Annotated in this window: 16 protein-coding genes and 1 pseudogene; 8 read left to right on the top strand and 9 right to left on the bottom strand. The window is 65.2% G+C overall.

The genetic code is table 11. The annotated features are described in order from the left end of the window. Positions 1–45 precede the first annotated feature (45 nt). Positions 46–2115, top strand: a complete 2070-nt coding sequence (locus R8G01_17060) for a heavy metal translocating P-type ATPase (GenBank protein MDW3215712.1) — start codon at positions 46–48, stop codon at positions 2113–2115. Positions 2116–2279: 164 nt separating this feature from the next. Here R8G01_17060 and R8G01_17055 read toward each other — a convergent pair whose 3' ends face one another. The 6 genes from R8G01_17055 to R8G01_17030 form a co-directional block, all read right to left on the bottom strand. Further along, on the bottom strand, positions 2280–3455 hold the full coding sequence (locus tag R8G01_17055; protein MDW3215711.1) for an NlpC/P60 family protein: 1176 nt from the start codon (positions 3453–3455) through the stop codon (positions 2280–2282). A 208-nt stretch (positions 3456–3663) separates the two neighbouring features. Then, positions 3664–4521 carry a cytochrome c oxidase assembly protein gene (locus R8G01_17050; GenBank protein MDW3215710.1) on the bottom strand — a complete coding sequence of 286 codons (858 nt, stop codon included), beginning with the start codon at positions 4519–4521 and terminating at the stop codon, positions 3664–3666. A gap of 55 nt (positions 4522–4576) precedes the next feature. Further along, entirely contained in the window at positions 4577–5032 is a 456-nt protein-coding gene (locus R8G01_17045) for a copper chaperone PCu(A)C (GenBank protein MDW3215709.1), read from the bottom strand. Further along, positions 5029–5631, bottom strand: a complete 603-nt coding sequence (locus R8G01_17040; protein MDW3215708.1) for an SCO family protein — start codon at positions 5629–5631, stop codon at positions 5029–5031. Before R8G01_17040 ends, R8G01_17045 begins: the two co-directional genes overlap by 4 nt. 89 nt (positions 5632–5720) lie before the next feature. Beyond that, entirely contained in the window at positions 5721–6122 is a 402-nt protein-coding gene (locus tag R8G01_17035; protein ID MDW3215707.1) for a cytochrome c, read from the bottom strand. Next, complete coding sequence (locus R8G01_17030; protein MDW3215706.1) at positions 6119–7096, bottom strand: hypothetical protein; 978 nt, start codon at positions 7094–7096, stop codon at positions 6119–6121. Before R8G01_17030 ends, R8G01_17035 begins: the two co-directional genes overlap by 4 nt. A 177-nt stretch (positions 7097–7273) precedes the next feature. Between R8G01_17030 and R8G01_17025 the strand changes: the two are divergent. The 4 genes and pseudogenes from R8G01_17025 to R8G01_17010 all read left to right on the top strand — a co-directional run bounded on the left by R8G01_17025 (position 7274) and on the right by R8G01_17010 (position 9403). Then, positions 7274–7570: pseudogene (locus R8G01_17025) on the top strand (M23 family metallopeptidase). Between the two features lie 30 nt (positions 7571–7600). Continuing rightward, positions 7601–7855 (top strand): hypothetical protein, encoded by a 255-nt coding sequence (locus tag R8G01_17020; GenBank protein ID MDW3215705.1) that lies wholly within the window; start codon positions 7601–7603, stop codon positions 7853–7855. Continuing rightward, a complete protein-coding gene (locus tag R8G01_17015; protein ID MDW3215704.1) occupies positions 7852–8700 on the top strand; it encodes a type II CAAX endopeptidase family protein in 849 nt (282 codons plus the stop codon). The genes R8G01_17020 and R8G01_17015 overlap by 4 nt, the downstream gene beginning before the upstream one ends. A 61-nt stretch (positions 8701–8761) precedes the next feature. Continuing rightward, complete coding sequence (locus R8G01_17010) at positions 8762–9403, top strand: SCO family protein (protein ID MDW3215703.1); 642 nt, start codon at positions 8762–8764, stop codon at positions 9401–9403. Positions 9404–9611: 208 nt separating this feature from the next. Here R8G01_17010 and R8G01_17005 read toward each other — a convergent pair whose 3' ends face one another. The 3 genes from R8G01_17005 to R8G01_16995 all read right to left on the bottom strand — a co-directional run bounded on the left by R8G01_17005 (position 9612) and on the right by R8G01_16995 (position 12183). Continuing rightward, positions 9612–10466 (bottom strand): hypothetical protein, encoded by an 855-nt coding sequence (locus R8G01_17005; protein ID MDW3215702.1) that lies wholly within the window; start codon positions 10464–10466, stop codon positions 9612–9614. A gap of 294 nt (positions 10467–10760) precedes the next feature. Then, positions 10761–11495, bottom strand: coding sequence for a vitamin K epoxide reductase family protein (locus R8G01_17000; GenBank protein ID MDW3215701.1), 735 nt, complete (start codon positions 11493–11495; stop codon positions 10761–10763). 49 nt (positions 11496–11544) lie between these two features. Continuing rightward, entirely contained in the window at positions 11545–12183 is a 639-nt protein-coding gene (locus tag R8G01_16995) for a thioredoxin domain-containing protein (GenBank protein ID MDW3215700.1), read from the bottom strand. Between the two features lie 692 nt (positions 12184–12875). Here R8G01_16995 and R8G01_16990 point away from each other — a divergent pair. The 3 genes from R8G01_16990 (at position 12876) to R8G01_16980 (ending at position 15398) form a co-directional block, all read left to right on the top strand. After that, on the top strand, positions 12876–13256 hold the full coding sequence (locus R8G01_16990) for a DUF3703 domain-containing protein (GenBank protein MDW3215699.1): 381 nt from the start codon (positions 12876–12878) through the stop codon (positions 13254–13256). A 235-nt stretch (positions 13257–13491) separates the two neighbouring features. After that, a complete protein-coding gene (locus R8G01_16985) occupies positions 13492–14106 on the top strand; it encodes a class I SAM-dependent methyltransferase (GenBank protein ID MDW3215698.1) in 615 nt (204 codons plus the stop codon). A 395-nt stretch (positions 14107–14501) separates the two neighbouring features. Then, on the top strand, positions 14502–15398 hold the full coding sequence (locus R8G01_16980; GenBank protein MDW3215697.1) for a cytochrome c oxidase assembly protein: 897 nt from the start codon (positions 14502–14504) through the stop codon (positions 15396–15398). The last annotated feature ends 87 nt before the right edge of the window (positions 15399–15485 follow it).

Here is a 15485-nt window from a genome sequence, read left to right as displayed (position 1 = left end):
ATGACATCCCCTTCGTCGGGCGGTGGCGCGGGTGACGCACCGCTCGTGGACAGCGCCGATGCGGCCGCCGAAACCGCCGACGACGGTCGTGACCAAGATCGCGATCACGAGGCTCATCACCACGGCGGACCATTCGGCGAACGGAGCGAGTTGTACTTCGCGATTGCGTCGGCGGTCTTGTGGACGGTTGGTTTCCTCACCGAGGTCACCGGTGCGTTGGGTGAACAGGCCCTGACCGGCACGTTCATCGCGTCGGGCTTGTTCGGCGGGTACTTCACGTTGCGTGAGGCCATCGACGGGATTCGCAACAAGCGGTTCGAGATCGACTTCCTGATGCTGGTCGCCGCAGCAGGCGCGTTCATTCTCGGCAAGTGGGAGGAGGGTGCGCTTCTCCTGGCATTATTCAGCCTCGGTCACGCTCTCGAAGGGTACGCAATGGGTCGTGCCAGACGCGCCATCGAAGCGCTCGGTGAACTCGCACCTGCGACCGCCATCGTCCGACGGGACGGTTCCGACTCGGAAGTCCCGGTTGAGCAACTCGAGGTGGGCGATCTTGTCCTGGTGAAACCGAACGAACGGATCGCCGCAGATGGCTTCGTGGTCGCCGGAACGAGCAGCGTCGATCAGGCTCCGCTGACGGGCGAGAGCATCCCGGTCGACAAGTCTGCGGTAGACGATCCCGAGGCCGCGGCGCAAGATGCTGCGGGCGTGTCCGAGGAATCGAGGGTGTTCGCAGGGACGCTCAACGGCAGCGGACAGATCGATATATACGTGACCCGCCTCGCCAAGGACACGACATTGTCGAAGTTGGCGACGATGGTCCGCGAAGCCGAGACGCAGGCATCGCCGACACAGCAGTTCACGAACCGGTTCGAACGCCTCTTCGTTCCAACCGTGTTGATTCTTGTCATCGTCGTGATGGTCATCGGTCCGGCGTTCGGTTCCTCGTGGGCGAGCTCGTTCTATCGCGCCATGGCGGTACTGGTGGCCGCCAGTCCGTGTGCGTTGGCGATCGCGACGCCCAGCGCTGTGCTCGCCGCGGTCGCGCGGGCCGGACAAGTCGGAGTTCTCGTGAAAGGTGGTGGCCCGTTGGAGAACCTCGGGACGCTACGGGCCGTTGCGTTCGACAAGACGGGCACTCTGACCGAGGGCAAACCGCGGTTGACCGACGTCATCGCGGCAACAGCCGTCGACGAGAGTGAACTCCTCGACGTTGCCGTCGGCGTCGAAGATCGAAGCGACCACCCCCTCGCCGCCGCAGTCGTGCGTGACGGCACCGCTCGATACGAACGGAGGAGGACAACGTCGGTGAGTGGGGTTGAATCGATCACGGGTCGTGGGGTCAAGGCGACCGTTGACGGCGACCACGTGTTGATCGGCAATATCGCCCTGTTCGACGAGAACGGCGGGCTCGACGACTCGGTGCGCGCCGACGCCGAACAGTTGCTCGAGAATGGGCGCACGATCATGATCGTGAAGCGTTCCGACCGCTTCCTCGGAACTCTCGGGTTGATGGACACACCACGCGCCTCGGCTCAAGCAATGATCAGCGACCTTCGCGAGCTCGGGATCGAGCGTGCGATCATGATCTCGGGCGACAACCAGCTCGTTGCCGACTCGATCGCAAAGCAGGTCGGCCTCACCGACGCATGGGGTGACCTGATGCCGGACGACAAGGTCGACGCGATCGTGCGCCTGCGATCCGAAGAGGGCAAGGTCGCCATGGTCGGCGACGGCGTCAACGATGCCCCGGCCATGGCCAACGCGACCGTCGGAATCGCAATGGGTGCTGCAGGATCCGATGTTGCACTCGAAACAGCGGATGTTGCGCTGATGGGTGACGACCTGGCCAAGCTCCCCGTCGTGATCGGATTGAGCCGCGCAGCAAGTCGCATCATCAAACAGAACCTCTATGCGAGCCTCGGAATGGTCGCATTCTTGATTCCAGCCACACTCGCCGGGTTCGTGGGAATCGGACCTGCTGTGGTGTTCCACGAAGGGTCGACCCTCCTCGTCGTCGGAAACGCCCTGCGACTGCTCGCCTATCGCTTCGACGGTGCCGACCAGAACGGCGACACGAGTCGACCCGCAGTCCGGGTCGACGACCACGCCTGACACGCCCAGTCATCAATCGGGCGCTCCCCGCCGCGTCGACCGAATCGGAACGGTCTCGTGCACCGTGGCATCCCGGGCCGGCAGGTGACCGACCAGCGGGCCGGGCTCTGCTGCCTCGGGTCACACGAACCTGAGATGATTCGAGACCCTCGCACTGCGGCCCTTCAGCCAGGGCGCGCGACCGCGGTGACTTTGTCCCAACTGACGTTCGCGACCTTGACGGTTGTTCCCGAGTTCGGAGCGTGCACGAGCTGACCGCCCCCGAGGTAAATGCCAACATGGCTGATCGGCGAATAATAGAACAGCAGGTCGCCGGGTTGCGCCGAGGCAATTGGAACGTTGGGCACCGACGCTTGCTGTGCACGCGAGTTTCTGGGGAGATAGACACCGGCTTGTCCCCACGCATAGTGGGTCAGGCCGGAGCAATCGAACGAGACACCGGGGAGTGACGTCGCATACTTGTAGGGCACCCCGAGTTGATCCAAGGCCGCTTGTATCGCTACGCCGGCCAGGCCGGAGACCGGTGGGTCCGCTGGCCGCGCGTCTGCTTGGTTGTCATTGTCGCTCGCATCGTCGGCGCCGCCGGAGGGCTCAGCATCAGAGTTCTCCGCGGGTCCGGTGGTGCTAGTTTCGCCGTCACCATTACCGCCTTCACCAAGGTCCTGCTGTTCGCCGGCCGATCCATTGTTCTCGGAGGTCGTTGCCGCGGGGGCCGGTTCGGCGCTGGTTGCGTTGGACCCACTTCCGGTGCGTCCGTCATCGCTGGAGCTGGTCGGCGGCGTCACTGCGGTTGTCGACGTAGTTGTCGATGCTTGCAGCTGCGCGAACGCAGCTGCTGCGCGACGCTCCTCCTCGGCCTCGATCAAGTCTCCAAGCTTCGCCTCCGCGTCAGATCGGGCGGCCTCGTACTCGGCTGTCCGCGCCACCGCGTCGCCTTGCGCCCGCGAGATGGCCAAGGCCAGGGTCTCGGCCTCGGCCTGCTTCGCGTCGAGTACGTCCTTGGCGTCGGAGAGATCGGCGACGGACTGTTCCAAATCGTCGGTGGTTGCCGTGCCCGTGCTGAGGGCTACCCGAGCGTATTGATCACGTCGGAGGGCGTCGCTCTGGGCCGTGGTTCCCGAGAAGAGTGGTCCGAGCACGTCGACACCGGAACCCGTGAAGGAACGAATCGCGACGTCGGCAAGGTCGTCACGTAGTTCGTCGAGGTTTCGTTGCTGCGCAGCGACCTCAGCTTCTGCCTCGATGATCTCGCCGTCGAGGCGGCGCATGTCGTCGACCGCTACGGCGTAGTCCTCCGCGAGGACGTCCGCCTCACGCTGCAGCCGGTCGAGTTCGTCCACGATCCGCTCGACCTCAGCGCGTTGATCGTCGACAGAGGTGGCACCCACTGAAGCCGGCGGCGACAACGATCCCGCTGTCACCATGACGGCGAGCAGGCCTCGACGAAGCAATCTCATATGTTCGCCACCCTAACGAACATTGCGATCATGTTGCTATCGCGTAACGAAAACATGTCGAGAGAGGTCGGCAACGAAACGCCCAGAGAACTCAAGGTTTCCGCTCTGGCTTGGTGGGTTGCTGGTCGGCGCGGGCGACGTCTTGGTCGGCGGTGCGTTCGGCGGTCGCCCAACGGACCCAGATGACCGCCATCGTGACCCAGATGACGGGAAGGGCGCCGACCTTCATGATCGCGCCGGCGAGTTGCTGGTCGTCGAGAGGGTCGAGGCCGACGCGTGGGGCGATCTCATAGCTTCGGTAGAGCGGATTGTTGGCAAACGTCAGGAAGCCGGCTGGGATCAGCGACGAGACGCCGGCGGCGGCGAACAGGAAGGCGCAACGGAGTGGCGGGGACGCGACTCGATGTTCGGGGAGCGGACCGACGACGGGGTACCAGACGATAAGACCGCCGAGAATCCAGATGACGTCGAGGACGAACGATCCAATTTGGCTGACTCGAAGATTGTCGACCGTCCACGGCGCATGAGTAGCAATCAGGATCGCATTGGCGATGACCGCGGCGCGGAGCGGCTTCGAGGCCCACGCGACGAGTTGGTAAGTCTTGGTACGGGCGAGGAGTCGCCGAACCCACCATTCTGGCGCGGCTAGCAGCAGCAGGGGTGCGGCCATGAACGTATACAGCATGTACTGGGTCATGTGGAGTGACGCGAGGTAGCCAGCACCAAGTGTGCCGACCGGCCAATCCGAGGCGAGCCAGAACCCGAAGAGTCCGAACCAGAACGCGACCCGTTGACGCGAGGTCACCCCAACCGAATCGGTATGGCGCCGGCGACGCCGCAGCGTGCGGGCGCGAACAACGACGAGTATTGCGAGAATTATCCACACACCGAGGTACGGCCGCGGGCTCCATGACCAGGGCTCGTAGAGCTGGGAACACCACCACCTCATGGGCACCGACCTCCGAGTCGTCGCACGGTGCTGCTGGGTCCTTCGTGGGTGTCGATCAACGGTTCTCCTCGGCAAGATCGATGAGGTCGACGACCGTGGCCTCGACCTCGACGGACTCATGGTCGGCGAATGACAAGGTGATCGTCACCTTGTCGCCGGACAGCAGATCACGTTCGAGGTCCTCGAGCATCACATGATCACCGAAGGGCTCGAATCGCACGACGACACCGGCGGGCAGGTCCACCGCCTCGACCGGGGTCATGATGCCGCCGCCGTCGACCTCACGCATCTCGTGGAGTGAGGTGCGCGCCGAAAGGACGGTGGCGGCGCCGGTCAGCCGCTCGTCGCCACCCGCCCGGATGTCGAAATACGCTGCCGCGTCGGCACCGGCCGGGGTTGCGCCAATGCGGGCACGTTCGACCGTCAAAGCACTGGGAGCGTTGGCGGTCTGCGCGCAGCCTGCCAACACCATGCTGGCAGCGACGAACGCGAACGTGCGAGCCGGCTTCATGTGTCGACCAGTTTCGAAAGATCCGCAACCCAGTCCGACTGGCGGACGCCGAACGGGTACACGCTGCGAGCGATGCCGTCGGTGTCGAACACGAGCACCTGTGTGGCGTGGCCGACGAGGTAGTCACCGTCCGGATCGGCGGGCTCGGCCACGGCGACGGGCACTCCGGCCGCGACCTGTGCTTCGCGTAGCTCGGCCTGCGAGCCGGTGAGTCCGACGAAGTCAGGGTCGAACCGGTCGAGGAACTCGCGGAGGTCGTCGGGTCCGTCGCGCTCGGGGTCGGTGGTGACGAACACGACGTTGAGTTGTGCGCGCACGTCGGGCTCGAGCTGGTCGAACGTCGCACCGAGCACTGCCATGTGGATCGGGCACGCATCCGGACAGTTGAGATACCCGAAGTACAGCAGTGTCACCTGGCCCGCAGTCTGATCGCGCAGGTCATATGGCCGACCGTCGGTGTCGGTCAGCACGACCTCCGGCATCTCGATCGGCGTCGCGAGTTTTACCCATGCCGATGATGATTGCGACGACGCGCGGGTGAAACCGACGAGCAGCCCGACGCCGAGCACGAGGAATGCAACGACCGCAATCGCGATCACCTGCCGCCGAGGCGACCTCACGTCGGCAGGACCCACCGTTTCCACGACGGGCGTCTGCGAAACAACATCTGTGTGCGTCTCGGATTCGGTCATCCGAGAGTCTCCAAATAGGCGACGATGTCGTTCAACTCGTCGTCGGTCAGTTGATCGGCGCCAAATGCCGGCATACGACGCCAGTCACCGATTCGGCGTTGCAGATCCGGCTCGCGCACCGACGTCACGACATATTCGGCGTCGAACCTCACCGTGTCGCCGTCGGACAGTTCGACATCGTCGGCCCACGACCCGACCCACGACGGTCCGATCGCTGCGTCGTGGTTGGCGTCGCCATGACACGCGGCGCAGCCCAAAACGCGTGCCAGCGTCGCTCCCCGTGCGGCATCACCCTGCAGGTCGGACGCTGCAGACCCGCCACAGCCGGCCAGGACCACAGTTGCGCCCAGCGCCCACAACACGACCAGCGTGGGGCCGACCCAGCCAGAGACTGTCATCGGGTCGAGCACGGCACGGGCGCCGCCGCGGCGATCGATCTCACTGGTCGGTTTGTCACGAATTGCTGCTCCTCGATCGGGGCCGCCGGTCGGCCCGTCCAATACAGGTGGCCGGACCACGGGCCGAAGTTCCCGCCAGCGGCTCGACATGGGCGCCGCGACGCCACGAGTCCGGTCGACCCGGCAACTGCGATGGCCGAAGACGGACCTCGCAAGCTGCGCCCGACGAGCTGCTGCCCGATTTCCGTCATCATTCTGTAACGTACCTGCTCGTGCCCCGACCCCGACACTTCTGGCGGATTGCCGCGCTCGTCGCGATCGCCGGTGTGTCGGCGACCGCCGGGGTAGCCCACGCTGATCACGACGGACCGGCCGCTCAGGAAGCCGCCCGCGAGATTCAGGAGGCCCGCGATCGTGCAGATGCTGCAGCGCAGGCCCTGTTCGATGCTGAGTTGCGCCTGGACATACTCCACACCGAGATCACCGATGCGACAAAGCGGGTAACCGCACTCGAAGCCGAAGTCGTAGCCATGCGAAGTAGTCTGAGCGAGATGGCGGTCCGTCGCTACACCGCTGGCGGAGTGTCGGCGAACCCGTTGCTCGGATCGGTCAGCGATGCGACGACCGACGCGGCGGCGACCGTCCTGGCGAGCGTCGCCACTGGCGGGATGATCGTCGACGTCGACGACTTCGAACAGCGCATCGACGATCTCGATGCCGCCCGCGCCGAACTCGAACAGCGTCGCGCCGAAGAAGTCGCCGCTCAGGACGACTTCGAACGGCTTCGATCCGACGCAGAAGCCGAGATCGTGCGGCTCCAAGAGGTCGAGGCAGACCGCGTCCGCGACGCCGAGGTCCAACACGCGCTCGCACGGGAGCGAGCCGAACGCGAAGCCCGAGAACAAGCCGAACGCGACGCACAGCAACAGGCTGAACGCGAAGCCCGAGAACAAGCCGAACGCGACGCACAGCAACAGGCTGAACGCGAGACGAGCAACGGTGGAGGCACCGCCCCTGCGGCCGACTCGTCCGGATCGACGTCGCCACCCCAGGCGGCGACGTCAACTGGGCTTGCCTGTCCGGTTGACGGGGCGGTCGGATTCTCCGACACGTGGGGTGCCGCACGGTCCGGTGGACGCAGCCATGAAGGTGTCGACATGATCGCTGCCGGTGGCACACCACTCGTCGCGGTCGAAGCCGGAACGGCGACCTTTCGCACGAACCGACTCGGTGGAAATGTGGTGTCGTTGCAAGGAGCAAGTGGCACGCGCTACTACTACGCCCACCTCAGCTCATGGGAAGGCTCGAGTCGTTCGGTGTCGCGCGGCGAAGTGATCGGCTACGTCGGTATGACTGGCAACACGACGGTGAACCACCTTCATCTCCAAGTCCACCCCGCTGGCGGGATCGCGGTCAATCCGTACCCGTACGCTCGGGGCGCTTGCTGACGCTCACCACATGGGTTAGGCACGTCTCACATGTCAGAAGAATCCTCCCCTGCCGACAACGACGACTCCAACGACCGCAGCGTCGATGAACCGGTCGAGATAGCGCCGGATGGCGACACACGCCGAGGGACTCAGAGTGCCGACCCGGCGCAGCAGTTCCTGACGTGGGCCGTGATCGTCCTGATCGTCCTCGCGGCCATCGTGTTTGGCGTCTCCCTCGCCAACCAGGAGCCCGAGACCCGGACAGGCACGCCGGTCACGCCGATGACCACATCGCTCCGATGAGTGTGCATGCCGGAGACGTGTTGGCCGTCGCCTTGCTCGCCGCGATCGTGACACCAGCCGTCGTGGGGATCGCACGAGCAACGGCCAACACCATCAACGGACGTCTCGCCGGCACAGATCGACGTGCCCCGATTCTCCGGGCGACGCTGGCGACAATACCCGGTCGCTTTCCGACCAAGGGGGGTCTCGGCGTTCTCACGTGGCTGACCGCGTGGGTGGCAGCTCAGGTCGTCGCCGCCGTCGTGATTGCCGCCAGCGGGCACGATGATCCTCTCCCGATCCCGGTCCTTGCGATCGCGATGGTCGGCTCTTGGAGTGTGTACGGCATCGCTGTCTGGGCAGCGTCGTGGCGGCTCGGCACCGGCGACATCCGCAACGACGTTGGCCTCACGTTCCGCACGATCGACCTGATCGGCGTCCCGACGGGTGTCGCGATCCAACTCATCGCCATCCCGCTGATCTACGTGCCGCTGCGGGCATTGTGGCCGACGGCGTTCGACGATGCCAGCCTGCAACGCAACGCGACCGACCTGGTCGACCGGGCCGGCGGATTCTCGATCGTCGTCCTGGTGCTACTCGTCGTCGTCGGAGCTCCGCTCGTCGAAGAGATCGTCTATCGCGGGCTGCTCCAACGCTCCGTCACGACCAGTACAACGCGTGTAGCGGGATGGATCACCGTCGCCGCCGTGTTCACGATCGTACACTTCCGACCCGTCGAGTATCCTGGGCTCGCCGTCTTCGCGCTCATCGTCGGCGCCGCGGCAATGAGAACCCGGCGGCTCGGCCTCCCAATTGCGATCCACGTCGGCTTCAACGCCGCAGGCCTGACGCTCGCTCTTTGGTAGCTCCGTCCCAACAGCTAACCCAAGACGAAGTGACAACCGCTACCAGACCCAGAGTTCCGCCATGCCGACAGCAATCAATCGAACCAACAACTCCAGGAGCGGAATCAGCCGCACCCTGACCGCCGTGGTACTCGTCGTGGCCGGACTCGCTGCGTGTGGTGGTGATGACGATGAGACCCTGGTCGGCTATCAGGTCGAACCGGTCCCCCACGTCGGGACCTTCACCGTCGACAACGCGTCCTCCGGTGAACCATTTGTGATGCGCGCCGGCCCCGGCGGCCTCCTGATCGTGTTCATCGGATTCACGAACTGCCCCGATGCCTGCCCAACCGCCCTCGCTGAGGTCCGCTACGCCATCGAACGACTCGGCGAGCAAGCGGCACCAGTCGATGTCGCGATGGTCACCGTCGACCCGACCCGCGACACACCCGACACGCTCACCGCCTTCGTCCGAGGCTTCGTCGATCGCGGCATCGGGCTACGAACCGAAGACTCATCAGAGCTTCGCCGACTCACCAACGCGTTCGGCGCCACCTACGACACCCAGCACGACCACACCGGCGCCACCACCGACGTCGGCCACACCGACCAGACCTACCTCGTCGATGACAACGGCGACGTCATCGTCACGTGGACCGCCGACATGACCAGCGACGATCTGGAACACGATCTCCGGCTGCTGCTCGAGGATCGTCAGGACTGACCGACCGGCACTCGAGGAACGATGAACGTCCGGCATCGACTTCCGGTGGCCGACAGGAATCAAGGTCGCTACCGCGCGTGCATCCGGTGCAGCGTGACGGGTCGACACCGGTGGGGCCATGACCCTCGCAACCGCCGGCTCGTGATGTCGACAGAACACTGAGATGCGCACACGGGCCGGGTCGGCTGCATGTCCAGCAGCCGCTCTGTCACATCTGGACCGCGCATTCCAACGCGGAGGGTCGAAGCTGCGAACGGTCGACTGCTGCGACGTTGCGAACATCGGCGGGGTTGGGCGATCGAAGTTTGGCATCGGTCGACTCATACTCGACAATCCATCCGTTCTCGGCAGCGCCGAGTGTGCCGTCGAGGTTCTGTGATCGCACTTCGATCCGAGCGACCACGTCGCCGTCGGTCAGCCAGACCCCGAGCTGCGGTACGAGTCGAGGTCCAGGTTGCTCCGAGGCCGCGCTGGTCCCGTCGATCTCATCGAGTTGGTCCGCGTCGATCTCGATGCGGTAGCCATCGAGGGGTCGTCCATCGAACTCGCTGGAGCCGAGATACTGCACGCTTGCAGCAACGTCGAGAGCTGCGATGACGAGGTCCGGGGCAACCGGGGGCGGCGTCGGTGCGATCAAATCAGCTCCTAGCGGCTGACCGGCGATCTCGGTGATCGTGGCTCTGTCGGCGTCGCTGAGCGGTCGGGGGAACGAAACCCAGTCGCTGACGAACGCCGGATTCTCGAAGAGTGTGCGGTGAAGCAGGACCGCTCGGCTGTCGGCCGTCGCAACGACGCCAGCAAGATCGGGCTGCTCGTCGAGCCAGGCGACTACTCGCCCGGCGCTGGGGTCGGTGATGCCGCCATATCGGAGATTGCGCATGGTGCAATCCACCACTCGGGTTCCGCCGCTGATGTAGGAGAACTGTGTGGATGATGCGACGTCGCTGCGCTGCAGTCGTACCCGGAGATCATCGATCGGCGACGGCGAGCGCAGACCGGCGGTCACGCTCCAGAGGACTGCGAGCAGCAGTCCGGCGAGCGCGACGAAGGCGACGTTGCGCACTCGTCGCCTTGTCCGAGTTTCGCCGACAGCGTCGGCCGTGTCGCTGGATCGTACAGGTGAGCGGAGTTCCATGTCGGAGCGTTCACCGGCCTCCAAGTCGCGGCCCGATCCGAGGATGTGCCATTGCCGTCGGCAGCGGGCGTCTGCACACTCGTGGGATCCGAGCCTCGCCGTCCGCTCGGCCGAGCCGGCGGGCTGGCGGTGTGACTGCTCGAACCGGGCACGCGTGCCGGTTCGAACCGATTCGACCAACAGGCGACTCGCGATTTCGATCCGGATGCGTCATTTGCGCCGTCATGGCAGAACGGTAATCCAGTAGTCCCAGAATCGCTCGGCGATGAGCGCTGTGAGGGTCAGATACCACACGGTGACGACCACAGTGTGATAGTCGCTCGCGTGGCGTGCGATCCGATCAGCCTGTTCTCGGAGAGTGCAGATTCGTGTGAGATACAACGTCGTGTACCAGAAGACCGGGATCGTGACGACCCACACGATCATGCAGTAGGGACAGAGGGCCCCGATTCGGTACAGGCTTTGGAAGATCAACCAATGCACGAACACGACTGCGCCAGCGGCACCGACCCACAGCGACCACCAGAACCACCTCGCCAGTTGCGCGCCAGCCGCGATGACCGCTCCGACCGTCACGACGATCGCGAATCCGACGATCCCGATGATCGGGTTCGGGAAGCCGAACACCTCGGCCTGGCTGGTCTTCATCACCGACCCGCAGCTGAGAATCGGATTGATACTGCAGGACGGGACGTAGCTCGGATCCTTGAGGAGTGCGATCCGCTCAAGCAAGAGCACGAAGGCAGCAACGAAGCCGACGCCGCCTGCGACCAGATACACCGCGACCAGACGCCTCTGTATCGCAGTCGAGGAGCGCTCCTCATGCGAAGGCTGGGCCGTCGCGACAGGGTCGCCTGGACCGTTGGTGTTTCGACCAATCCTGGGCGATCGCATCTGAATCATCGCTGAGATCCGGGCACCATTCGCGCCGAGCGCCGAGCGCTCGGCCAACGCCACGCGCCGTTGCCGGTGACTACGTGAGTGGGCGAGAAGCGACCGACATGCGTCACTGGTCGAGTGCTGTGTCGATGAGGTCGATCAAGTCCTGGAAGCTGCCGGCCTCGACCTTGTCGCCGTTCAAGAAAAACGTTGGGGTACCGGTCACGCCGAGTGCCTCGCCGTCGGCCTGGTCACGCTGGATCTTGTCGATCGTGGCCTCGTCGTCGTACACAGCGCGGAACTCGTCCATGTCGAGCCCCAACTCTTCGGCGAAGCCGAAGAACACGTCCTCCTGCGAGGTGCTCTGCTCGCCCCACGTGGCTTGGGTTTCGAAGAGCTTGCGGTACATGTCCTCGAAGCGGTCCTGCGCCGCGGCCGCTTCGGCAGCGCGTGAAGCAGCCTCCGAGTTCCTGTGCAGCGGGAAGTAGCGAACGACGAACGTCACGCGACCGTCGTACATACTTCGGAGTTCCTCGACGGCTGGGTACGCCGCGCGACATGCCTCGCACTCAAAGTCCAAGAACTCAACGAACGTGACCCGGTCGTCGTCCGCGACCGACAGACGTTGACTGTCGGGCCTGACGAGCGCATCGTTTGTGTCGTCGATCGGTGCGGTGTCGGCGTCACCGCCCACCGACGCCGCGACCAGGAGCGTAATGCCGGCCAAGACGACCAGGCCCAACGTCACTCGAAGGTTCTTGCTCACGATGAGAACCCCCGAACGTGCGGGGTGGCGTCGCCGGCCGGCTCGCGGTCGCGCAGAACGACGCGACACGTCAGTTGGGTGGAGGTGGTCATCTGGTTCTCACAATCATTCTGCTGTCGGTCTTCATCGGAAATGGTCGGACTCACGGCGAAACTCGCCTCCTGGGCAACGTCAACCGGGGCCGTGGCGGATCGGGTCGGATGTGTCGACCGCCATGAATCGAGGCCCAACCTTGCCAGAGCAGCACGCCGGGCAGTGCCAGTGCCAACTCGGTCGCGGCTACCGCTCCCAATGCGTATCGAATCCAGTCATCCCGACCGGGTCGGGGCGGCGAGACGCGTGCCAACACCTTGGTCGAGAGGACCGGCGCCGTCTCCGCAGGCCGCGCTCTCAGGTGGCGGTTCACGATGCCGATCTCGGCCCACCACGAACGACACGCGGCACACGAGCCGAGATGGGTGTTCGCCCGTCGACCCTCCTCCAGGCTCGCCTCCTGGTCGAGGGTCGCCGACAGCAATTCGCTTGCAACGCGGCAGACCATGTTGTAGGAGTGACCCGATCGGCCCGCCGAGTTCCATTCCGTTGTCCGGCCCGGCAGACTGTCCCGCCGCATCCTCACCATCAGCCGATGACCCCATCCCGACGAACACCTCATGCGAGCACCCTCTCACTCTGAATTCGGAGCACCAACGATGGCTGACCACTCCCGCTGGCGGATCCCCGCCGAGATCGGCGTCCTCCTCGACAACGAGCTGGCCAACGCACGAACGAGCGACGACCCGTGGCCACCGCTCGAACGAGCCCACCTGCTCTCCCAGCCGTGGGCGTGGCCACACGTCCGCGTGCATCTCGCCATGCTCCGTATTGCGATCACCCAACGCGACCGCCGAGAGTTCATCGGGCAAGTCTTGCGCCTCGCGGTCGCCGGCCCTGGATCACTTGCCGGGAAATACCCCGCCGGCAACACCGGCCGAACCACCATGGGCCTCACCGAAACCGCCACACTCCCCGACGACATCGCCACAACCCTTGCCCCCCACATCGCCTCCACGCTGAAAGGCGGCCCGAGGTGATCGCTCCGAGGGCATTCCAGGCACGCTCCGATATCTACAAGCGCTGCCACGAGACCATGTGGTGATCTCCATCTGGCGATTGGCGAAACCGATCGCAGTCGCAGCCACCGTCGCAGCGGGAACAGCTGCCATCGTCGCGACCGTCAAGCGCGCCAACGACGATCAGTCCGAGACCGGCGTGCTCGACCCTGTCGGCGTGCGCAGGTTATACGACCGCGTCGCCCCCTTCTAGGACATCGCCGCCGCACCATACGTTCTGATCGGCGGTCGCCGCCTCGCCCGCCGCGCCGTCGAGGAGCTCCACCTGGACGCCGGCGACACCGTCATCGACCTCGGGACCGGCACCGGCTGGAATCTCCCCCACCTCTCCGCCGCTGTCGGTCCGACCGGCCACGTGATCGGAGTCGACATCTCCCCAGGCATGCTCGCTCGAGCCCGACGCCACCTCGAGCGGCATCGAATCAGCAACGTCGAACTCATCGAACACGACATCGCCACCTATCAACCACTGCGCGAACCCGACGCTGTGATCTCGACGTTCGCCATCGAGATGCTCCCCGACTACCACCAGGTCATCGGCCGATACATCAAGACGCTCGCCCCGGCAGGGCGGATCGCCACGACCGGCCTTCGCAACCCGGACCGTTGGCCCGAGTGGCTCATCCGGGTCGGGTCAGCAATGAACCGGGTCTTCGGCGTGTCCGACGACTACCGGAACCACCGTCCGTGGGAGGCGGTCCAAGCCAACACCGACGAGGCCATCTACGTCGAACGCCTCGCTGGGGCGACCTACCTCGTCGTTGGAACCCGACCCGAACCGACGTCGACCACCGGTCAGATCCGGCCATGACCTCAGCGGCTGATCAGAGTGTCGTCGCGCCATCCGAGCACCGCCACCTCGTCGAGCGGCCGATACGTCGGTCAAGCCCAGCGGTACGGAGATCACATCGCTCCCTGTCCGGCGACCCCCGACCGAACGCGCCGCAGGCATTCGTCGCACTGCAACGACTCTTTGGAACGCAGCCTCAGTGATCTCGAGGCGGTTGGCGGGCTCCCGGGTCATGACGAGCGACACCGGGCGCCGCGACACGCCGCGGCGCGTGCCGAAGTACATCGCGGGTGACAGCGATCGCCACAGTTGTTCGATACATCATCGGCGACGCGTACGTCATGACGTCTCAGCCCGCGTGGCGCCGCGACGCTCAGGGGTATTGAGAAGATGCCCCGCCGGGTATGCCCACCGGCATGGGACCCCTGTTGGCGCACACCGGTCAGCCGATCGTGCCCCACGACCTGTGGTCGTCGTGGGGACTCGATCCCGTCGTGTACAACGCCTTGATTCTGTCCGGCTGGCTGTACGGGCGTGGGTTCCGCCGCTGGAGATCGGTTCCGCGGGGCGTTCGGGTCGCCACTGTGGGGCGCGCAGGAGCGTTCTACGCTGGTTTGCTGGTCTGTTGGTTGGCGCTCGAATCCCCCGTCGATGCATTGGGTTCCGCCCTGTTCTCGGGTCACATGGTCCAGCACGAGTTGCTCGCCGTGGTCGCGGCGCCGTTGCTCGTTCTGGGCCGCCCATCGGTCGTGATCGTGCGCGGTCTGCCACGCCGATGGTGGTCTCCGGTCAGTCGGACGATGCGGCGGGCCGTGGTTCGATCGCAGCCGTCGAGTGACGTCACGCTGACGACGGTGGTGCTCCTCGTGTTCCTCGCGTCGTTCTGGGTGTGGCATGCACCGCGGCTCTACGACGCAGCGGTCCGTTCCGATCTGATCCACAGCCTGCAGCATGCGACATTCCTGGGTGGAGCGCTGCTGTTCTGGGCGACGATCTTCGGTCGACGGGTCCGACGCAACGGCTTCATCGGAGCGGGTCTCGTCGCCCCGGCGTTCTTGACCGGCGCATGGGGCGGTGCACTGTTCATCTTCAGCCGCGTCCCGCTGTACGACGCATATCTCGACACCACCGAGCCGTGGGGGCTGACACCGGTCGGCGACCTGAACTTCGGTGGGGCGGTGATGCTGACCGCCGGTCCCGTCTATCTCGCGACTGCCATCTGGTTGTTCCTGCGAGCCGCTCGCCGCAGTGAGCGTGCCGACGGCCTCCTGACGGGCAGCCGCTACCCGTCGCGACCGGAGCCGGCGTTGTGATCCGGAGCTTGTCGTGTCGCAATCTGGACGGTGCAACACGACTCCACTGTGACCGACATACTTGTCGGAGTCCGATGCGAGTCGTGC

The sequence above is a fragment of the Ilumatobacteraceae bacterium genome, assembly GCA_033344875.1.
Classification (GTDB): domain Bacteria; phylum Actinomycetota; class Acidimicrobiia; order Acidimicrobiales; family Ilumatobacteraceae; genus Ilumatobacter.
This window is presented reverse-complemented; position numbering and strand designations above follow the sequence as displayed.

Bases quoted from the DNA above. Each gene is read 5' to 3' on its own strand.
- R8G01_16980 (MDW3215697.1), top strand. From the start codon at position 14,502: ATGGGACCCCTGTTGGCGCACACCGGTCAGCCGATCGTGCCCCACGAC.
- R8G01_17050 (MDW3215710.1), bottom strand. From the start codon at position 4,521: ATGAGGTGGTGGTGTTCCCAGCTCTACGAGCCCTGGTCATGGAGCCCG.
- R8G01_17045 (MDW3215709.1), bottom strand. From the start codon at position 5,032: ATGAAGCCGGCTCGCACGTTCGCGTTCGTCGCTGCCAGCATGGTGTTG.
- R8G01_16990 (MDW3215699.1), top strand. From the start codon at position 12,876: ATGGCTGACCACTCCCGCTGGCGGATCCCCGCCGAGATCGGCGTCCTC.
- R8G01_17015 (MDW3215704.1), top strand. From the start codon at position 7,852: ATGAGTGTGCATGCCGGAGACGTGTTGGCCGTCGCCTTGCTCGCCGCG.
- R8G01_17010 (MDW3215703.1), top strand. From the start codon at position 8,762: ATGCCGACAGCAATCAATCGAACCAACAACTCCAGGAGCGGAATCAGC.
- R8G01_17035 (MDW3215707.1), bottom strand. From the start codon at position 6,122: ATGACAGTCTCTGGCTGGGTCGGCCCCACGCTGGTCGTGTTGTGGGCG.
- R8G01_17020 (MDW3215705.1), top strand. From the start codon at position 7,601: ATGTCAGAAGAATCCTCCCCTGCCGACAACGACGACTCCAACGACCGC.